Origin of the sequence: Weissella sp. DD23 (assembly GCF_001579105.1) — a bacterium.
GTDB lineage: Bacteria > Bacillota > Bacilli > Lactobacillales > Lactobacillaceae > Weissella > Weissella cibaria.
On the sequence record NZ_KQ970391.1, the window covers coordinates 37866 to 46137 of the forward strand.

Below are 8272 nucleotides of genomic sequence, written 5' to 3' on the forward strand. Positions count from 1 at the left end.
ATAAGTCAAAGTCAGCAGATATTCCAGCCCTCGAAGAATACAGCGCAACTTATAAAGACCGTCTGACCAAATAAAGGGAGTGTTAAGGACCTCTTAAATTTGGTAGAATAGACTTAATATTGATTTTAGAAAGCAGGACGACACGATGATCGTATTATCGGGAACTATCGGAGCTGGAAAGACCAGTTTGACAACTATGCTCGCTGAGCACTTGGGAAGTGACGCATTCTATGAGTCCGTGGACGATAACCCAATTTTGCCTTTGTTCTACGAGAATCCAAAGAAGTATGCGTTCTTGCTACAAAATTATTTCTTGAACAAGCGCATGGACAATATCAAGGACGCACAAGGCAGCAAGCTAAACGTCATTGATCGTTCAATTTTTGAAGATTTGTTGCTATTCCAATTGAATGCCGATTTGGAACGTGCAACGCAAACAGAAGTCCAAATTTACGGCGATCTGTTGAACAACATGATGGAACAAGTTGATTTTTCTGATGATGCTATCGTTAAGACGCCAGACTTGTTGATTTATATCCACGTCAGTTTCGATACGATGTTGGCCCGTATTCAAAAGCGTGGCCGTGATTTCGAACAAATTGATCACGACCCATCTTTGTATGATTACTACAAGACGTTGAACGAGCGTTACATTGCTTGGTTCGAAGGTTATGACCGTTCGCATAAGCTAAGTATTGATGGTGACAAGTACGATTTCGTTAATGACCCTGAAGCGGCCAAGAAGGTCTTGTCTTTGATTGACGAAAAAGTTGATGAACTCGGTTTGCGTGATTAATTAGGAGAAAAGAATTATGTTAGATATGAAGTTGATCCGTAATGAAACGGAAAGCGTAAAGGAACGTTTGGCCACGCGTGGTGTCGATGCTGCGGAAGTGGACGCCTTGGTAGCTGACGATGCTAAGCGTCGTGAGTTGTTGGTACAAACGGAAGAGTTGAAGGCCCGCCGTAACACGGTGTCTGACGAAATCGGTTTGAAGAAGCGTAACAAGGAAGATGCGTCAGATGTTATTGCTGAAATGCAAACGGTGTCTGCCAAGATTAAGGAATTGGATGAAGAGGTCGCTAAGGTCGACGAAGCTATCCAAGACCGCATGTTGCACTTCCCTAACTTGCCAAACCCAACGATTCCAGTTGGTGCGGATGAAGAAGCTAACCGTGAAGAGCGTGTTTGGGGTGAAATCCCATCATTCGACTTCAAGCCAAAGGCACACTACGAAATTGGTGAAGACCTTGGTATTTTGGACTGGGAGCGCGGTGCTAAGGTTGCTGGCGCTCGCTTCGTCTACTACGTTGGCCAAGGTGCCCGTCTTGAGCGTGCCGTTTACAACTTCATGTTGGACGAGCACCAAAAGGAAGGCTACAAGGAAATGATTACGCCTTACATGGTTAAGGACGCAGCCATGTTTGGTACGGGTCAATACCCTAAGTTTATGGAAGATGCTTATCGTGTCGGCACAAACGAAGACATGACGTTGATTCCAACGGCTGAAGTGCCTTTGACGAACTACTTCCGTGAAGAAGTGATTGATGCTGACAAGTTGCCATACTCTGTAACGGCCGTTTCACCATCATTCCGTCAAGAAGCCGGTTCAGCTGGTCGTGACACGCGTGGATTGATTCGTATGCACCAATTCAACAAGGTTGAAATGGTTAAGTTTACGAAGCCTGAGCAATCATACCAAGCTTTGGAAGATATGACGGCCAATGCTGAAAACATCTTGCAAAAGTTGAACTTGCCATATCACGTGATCACGTTGTCAACGGGAGACATGGGCTTCTCAGCTGCGAAGACATACGATTTGGAAGTTTGGATGCCTGAACAAGACATCTACCGTGAGATTTCATCTGTATCAAACACAGAGGCCTTCCAAGCGCGTCGTGCCCGTATTCAATACCGTGATGAAGAAGGTAAGTTGCAATTCGTTCACACGTTGAACGGATCAGGGTTGGCAGTTGGTCGTACAGTTGCCGCAATCTTGGAAAACTACCAAAACGCAGACGGTACAGTGACGATTCCAGAAGTGCTACGTCCATACTTTGGCGCAGACAAGATCGTTCCTGAAGACACGTTGTAAAATTAAACATTATTTTAGCTCAACAATCAGGTTTTGGTTGTTGGGCTTTTTAGTTGGTGGTTTGTGTCGACGCGTTGCGTCGAGGCATGGGAGTTCAGCGCTATCTTCGGCAAAGTTCAAATTGAGGCAACCGAATGGCACAGGCGCCATTCAGCGGGGCAAATAATTCCCCCTAATCCTTTAGTCCTATATGGGCTTACCTGAATAGCGCTGGCCATGCGGCATGTTGCCCCGATTTGAACGCTCCGATAGTGCTGAACTCCCATGCCAGCAGCCGATATGTTCTTGTCTGTCTGTGATAATCATCCACCGAGAATTAAATGCGTGAACCTGATAACTGACATAGTTAGCGATAGACGAAAAAATTCCCAGTCGAATTAACCGGAATGCGTTAATTCGACTGGGAATTTTATGGTTGCAATACTTTGGTTCGAAAATCGCCAATGAGCTGAATGATCGATAATGTTTACTAGCAAATCCATGGTTCCTTAGTGTGTGCCTGCGGTCCATAGAGATGAATATCGAAATTGATAGAGAATATCTCGGTTGCTGGTATGGCGGGTGGTTGGGGTGGTGGTGCGGAGATCCTGCGATATTAGCCGGTGATAAAGCGAAGGAAGGAGCACCAGGAATCACTTAGTAGCAGTGGATTTTAAGCCGGTAGGCGCCGAAATACGCTGAGACTTAGTGAGAACGGGACTCCGTCGCCACCAGCTTATATTGAAGGACGGAGCACCGCCACCCCAACCACCTGCCATACCTCGACGCAACGCGTCGACACAAAACGTTTATTTTTTTATGAAAAAAGTATTGCCAAACTGGGCGGAAGCGAGTAATATATATCGAGTGGTAAGGCGACATGCCTACCGGACCGCTGCCAAGCGTTCCACTTGATAAAACAAGTTTTAAAAAAGTGTTGACACTTAATTCGAAACTTGTTATTATATAAAAGTTGTTTCAAGCGAATAACTTGAAGACGTCTGTTGCGGATGTGGCGGAACTGGCAGACGCGCTGGATTTAGGTTCCAGTGCCTTCGGGCGTGCAGGTTCGATTCCTGTCATCCGTATTATCGGTTTACGATAGACATGCCGACTTAGCTCAGCTGGCAGAGCACTTCACTAGTAATGAAGGGGTCGCTGGTTCGAATCCAGTAGTCGGCATTTGATGCGAATATAGTTCAGTTGGTAGAACGCTACCTTGCCATGGTAGAGGTCGCGGGTTCGAATCCCGTTGTTCGCTTCTGATTCTAGATTTAGAATCAAATTAAATATTTATTGGGCTTATATGCTAATTGGATAAACACCCCGGCTACGAACCGGGTATTGCAGGTTCGAGTCCTGCTAGGCCCATCGATTGGAAAAACCATCAAGATATTTCTTGGTGGTTTTTCTGTCGTGTTTTTACCAATGAATACGTGTCGAATCGATATAATTATTTGTTACAGTATGGGTATGCGGAAATCTGTGAAAAATTTTGTTTAGAAACTGTGAGTAATGGTAAACTTACAGAAAGTGTGCGAAAACCACGACAAATTATTGGCATTGCAAAGCAGTGCGTTTTATAATAATGTCAACATTGGTCAAGGGGGCACGCGCATGGCTGATCAAAACATGTCAGATGCTATCGAGACGTATCTGAAACAGATTTTGCGGCAATCAGAGAAAATTGAAATTCGTCGATCTGAACTCGCACAACGTTTCGATGTCGTGCCGTCGCAGATCAATTATGTCATTAAGACACGTTTTACGATTCAAAACGGCTATATAGTGGAGTCAAAACGTGGTGGCGGTGGATATATTCGGATTGTCCAAATTCCGCTACGGACTGACCCACGTTTTATAGAAGAATTGATTCAAAGTCTCTCAGAGGTAGTGAGCGTACGCGAAGCAACCGACATCATCGAAAGCTTATACCGGGATGAACTGTTAACTGAACGGGAAGGTAAGATTGTATTAACGATGTTATCAAAGGAAGCATTAGCGGTAGGGGATGCCCGGATGGCCGGACAGCTACGCGGACAATTGCTGCGTCAATTATTAAACCGATTACGGTTTGAAAGTGAGCGTAAATAATTATGGATAATCAATACACACCTAGTGCAAAGAACGTTTTAGTTTTGGCACAAGAACAAGCAAAGTATTTTAAGCACCAAGCCGTTGGGACGGAGCACTTGCTTTTGGCCTTGGCGATTGAAAAAGAGGGTATTGCCAGCAAGGTAATGCAACAATTTAATATTTCTGATGATGATATTCGTGAGGAAATTGAACGCTTTACGGGTTACGGTACGCTATCACGCGCTGAAAAGGAAGCTTACTTGCCATACTCACCAAAGGCTGGTGAAGTGTTGCAATTAGCTGGTGAAGAAGCGCGTAACATGCAACAAGGTCGTGTCGGCACGGAGCACATGTTGTTGGCATTGTTGGCTGATGACTCAATCTTGTCATCACGTATCTTGATTGCATTGGATGCTAACCCAGGTGAGATGCGTCGTGTCATTTTGCGCAAGTTGGGTATTAATGATACAGCGCGTAAGAAGGACGCCCGGGGTAGCCGTCGTGGTAACCAACAAGGTCAACAAGAAGGTACGCCAACGTTGGATTCATTGGCCCGTGATTTAACACAACAAGCCCGTGATCACCACATGGACCCTGTCATTGGCCGTTCTGCTGAAGTGAAGCGTGTTATTCAAATCTTGTCACGTCGCACAAAGAACAACCCAGTATTGATTGGTGAGCCTGGTGTTGGTAAGACGGCGATTGCTGAAGGTTTGGCCCAAAAGATTGTCGCTGGCGAAGTGCCAGCTGACATGGCAAAGAAGCGTTTGATGATGCTAGATATGGGGTCATTGGTCGCTGGAACAAAGTATCGCGGTGAGTTTGAAGACCGCTTGAAGAAGGTTATCGACGAAATCCAACGCGATGGCAATGTGATCTTGTTCATTGATGAGTTGCACACGTTGATTGGTGCCGGTGGTGCTGAGGGGGCGATTGATGCGTCAAACATCTTGAAGCCAGCCTTGGCCCGTGGTGAATTGCAAACGATTGGTGCGACGACTTTGGATGAGTACCAAAAGTACATTGAAGCCGATGCTGCTTTGGAACGTCGTTTTGCCCAAGTGCAAGTTGACGAGCCATCTGAAGCTGATGCGATTGAAATCTTGAAGGGCTTGAAGAGTCGTTACGAGCAACACCACCAAGTGGCCATCTCTGATGACGCAGTAGTTGATGCTGTTAAGTTGTCAGTTCGTTACGTGACGGATCGCTTCTTGCCTGACAAGGCTATCGATATCATGGATGAAGCAGCTGCCAAGGTGCGCATTGACCGTTCTGGTCACAAGACGCCGTTGGCTAAGCTTGAGGAAAAGTTGCAAACCATCCGCGCTGAAAAGGATGCCGCTATCGAAGCGCTTGATTTCGAATTGGCAGCTCAATTGCGTAAGAAGGAAATGACCCAGAAGAAGAAGGTTGATAAGTACATCGCAGATCGTGATGCTGAACAACCAGAAGGGTCAGCTAGTTATGACCTTGAAGTTACGACGCATGATATTGCAGAAGTTGTTTCAGAGCAAACTGGTATTCCACTAACGCAAATGGAGAAGTCAGAACAAGAGCGTTTGTTGAACTTGGAGAAGGTTTTGCACAACCGTGTTGTTGGGCAAGATGAAGCGGTATCAGCCATCGCCCGTTCAATTCGTCGTGCACGTTCAGGCTTGAAGGATCCACAACGTCCAATTGGAACGTTTATGTTCTTGGGACCTACGGGTACTGGTAAGACTGAGTTGGCCAAGGCTTTGGCTGAAGCTATGTTTGGTTCAGAAGACAACATGATTCGTGTTGATATGTCTGAATACCGTGAAGCATACTCAGCTAGCCGTTTGGTCGGGTCAGCACCTGGTTACGTTGGTTACGAAGAAGGTGGCCAATTGACTGAAAAGGTTCGTCGTAACCCATACTCAGTTGTGCTATTGGATGAAGCTGAAAAGGCGCACCCTGATATTTACAACTTGATGTTGCAAGTCTTTGACGATGGTTACTTGACGGATGCCAAGGGACGTAAGGTCGATTTCCGTAACACGATTATCATCATGACGTCTAACTTGGGTGCAACTCGTGTTCGTGATGAAAAGTCAGTCGGCTTTGGTGCCGTTGATAAGTCAAAGGATTACGATGCGATGAATGAGACGGTTCGTAAGACGTTGCGTGAGACGTTCCGTCCGGAATTCATTAACCGTATTGATGAAATTGTGGTCTTCCACTCATTGACGAAGCCAGAACTTCACCAAATCGTGAAGTTGATGGCCAAGTCAGTCTTGAAGCGTATCGCTGATCAAGGCTTTGACGTGAAGATTACGCCAGCGGCCATTGATGTGGTTGCTAAGGCTGGCTTCGATCCAGAGTATGGCGCACGTCCAATCCGTCGTGCGTTGCAAACGAAGGTTGAAGATCGTTTGTCTGAAGAGTTATTGGCTGGTAAGGTGACGACGAATGATGTTGTCACGATCGGTGCTAAGAGTGGCGAAATCACAATTAATGTGAAGTCAAAGACGAACAGTCAAGAAGCGGTCACAGAATAAACACAATAAATTGAAAAAGCAAGTATTGACAAAGGTTTAAAATCTTGATATTACTTGCTTTTTCTTGTATACTATAAGGTAGTTTAATTGTGCATAGACAACGGCAGGCAGGAAATATTGTCCCTGAATGCCTTTATAGCAAGGGCAGTGGTGTTTTCATCAATGGAAATGCCGTTGTCTTTTTTGCACTCAAAAACCGGTAAAAAACAGATATTGTAATCAAACTGTAAAGAAACTGGTGTGCGCAGTTGGCCAAATCAAAGCGAGGTGGAAAACTTGGTAGGAACGCTTGTAAAGTACGGTAAGCACCGTGTTCGTCGTAGTTACGCACGAATCAAGGAAGTCCTTGATTTGCCTAACTTGATTGAGATCCAAACGGACTCATACAACTGGTTCTTGGATGAAGGATTGCGCGAAATGTTTACGGACATTTTGCCAATCGAGGACTTCCAAGGTAAGTTGTCATTGGAATTTGTGGACTATAAGCTCATGGAGCCTAAGTACACAGTAGAAGAAGCACGTAACCACGATGCTAATTACTCAGCACCATTGCACGTAACGTTGCGCTTGACGAACCAAGAAACTGGTGAAATTAAGTCACAAGATGTGTTCTTTGGTGATTTCCCATTGATGACGCCATCAGGTACGTTCATCATTAACGGAGCTGAGCGTGTTATCGTCTCACAACTTGTCCGCTCTCCTGGTGTGTACTACAACGAGGAATTGGATAAGAATGGTCGTCCTAACTATGGAACGACTTTCATCCCAAGCCGTGGTGCTTGGTTGGAATATGAAACAGATGCCAAGGGATTGAGCTACGTACGTATTGATCGTACGCGTAAGTTGCCAATCACTGAATTGGTTCGTGCCTTGGGTTACGGATCTGACTCAGAGATTTTGCAAATTTTGGGTGACCAATACGATTCAATCTCATTGACGTTGGATAAGGATGTTCACAAGGATATCAACGACTCTCGTGTCGAAGAAGGATTGAAGGACATCTACGAGCGTCTGCGTCCAGGTGAGCCAAAGACGGCGGATTCATCACGTGCGTTGTTGACAGCGCGCTTCTTTGACCCAAAGCGTTACGATTTGGCACCAGTTGGTCGTTACAAGATCAACAAGAAGTTGTCATTGAAGACGCGTTTGATGGGCTTGACGTTGGGTGAAACGTTGGCTGACCCTGAAACTGGTGAAGTTATCGCCGAAAAGGGTACGCTAATCGACAAGAAGGTTATGGCCGACTTGGCACCTTACCTAGATCGTGACGACTTTAAGACGACGACATTTACGCCTTCAGACGAAGGTGTTGTGACGACGCCTATGACGTTGCAAACAATCTTGGTTGAAAACCCAGAGGATCCAGAAAAGACTTTGCCAGTGATCGGTAACGGTCAATTTGACGAGTCAATTCGTACGATCCAACCAGCTGATATCATCGCTGGTATGAACTACTTCTTGAACTTGCCATTGGGCATCGGCGCAACGGACGACATTGACCACTTGGGTAACCGTCGTATCCGTCGTGTGGGTGAATTGTTGCAAAACACATTCCGTATCGGTTTGAGCCGTATGGAGCGTGTGGTTCGTGAGCGTATGTCT

The 8272-nt window shown here is 45.7% G+C and carries 4 protein-coding genes, 4 tRNA genes and 1 pseudogene; all 9 read left to right on the forward strand.

Annotation, left to right across the window (positions count from 1 at the left end):
• The first annotated feature begins 145 nt into the window (after window positions 1-145).
• Window positions 146-796 (forward strand): deoxynucleoside kinase, encoded by a 651-nt coding sequence (locus tag WEIDD23_RS02705; RefSeq protein ID WP_062358739.1) that lies wholly within the window; start codon window positions 146-148, stop codon window positions 794-796.
• Window positions 797-812: 16 nt separating this feature from the next.
• Window positions 813-2096: a serine--tRNA ligase gene (gene serS, locus WEIDD23_RS02710; RefSeq protein WP_010369527.1), complete on the forward strand. Its 1284-nt coding sequence runs from the start codon at window positions 813-815 to the stop codon at window positions 2094-2096.
• Window positions 2097-3081: 985 nt separating this feature from the next.
• Window positions 3082-3163 (forward strand) — tRNA-Leu (locus WEIDD23_RS02715).
• A 21-nt stretch (window positions 3164-3184) separates the two neighbouring features.
• Window positions 3185-3257: transfer RNA gene (locus tag WEIDD23_RS02720), tRNA-Thr, on the forward strand.
• Between the two features lie 6 nt (window positions 3258-3263).
• Window positions 3264-3336, forward strand: a tRNA-Gly gene (locus WEIDD23_RS02725).
• Between the two features lie 37 nt (window positions 3337-3373).
• Window positions 3374-3446: transfer RNA gene (locus WEIDD23_RS02730), tRNA-Arg, on the forward strand.
• A 246-nt stretch (window positions 3447-3692) separates the two neighbouring features.
• Window positions 3693-4169, forward strand: coding sequence for a CtsR family transcriptional regulator (locus tag WEIDD23_RS02735; protein WP_010369523.1), 477 nt, complete (start codon window positions 3693-3695; stop codon window positions 4167-4169).
• Between the two features lie 2 nt (window positions 4170-4171).
• Entirely contained in the window at window positions 4172-6670 is a 2499-nt protein-coding gene (locus tag WEIDD23_RS02740) for an ATP-dependent Clp protease ATP-binding subunit (RefSeq protein ID WP_010369521.1), read from the forward strand.
• A gap of 267 nt (window positions 6671-6937) precedes the next feature.
• A pseudogene (locus WEIDD23_RS12695) lies at window positions 6938-8272 on the forward strand (DNA-directed RNA polymerase subunit beta); the annotation flags it as partial.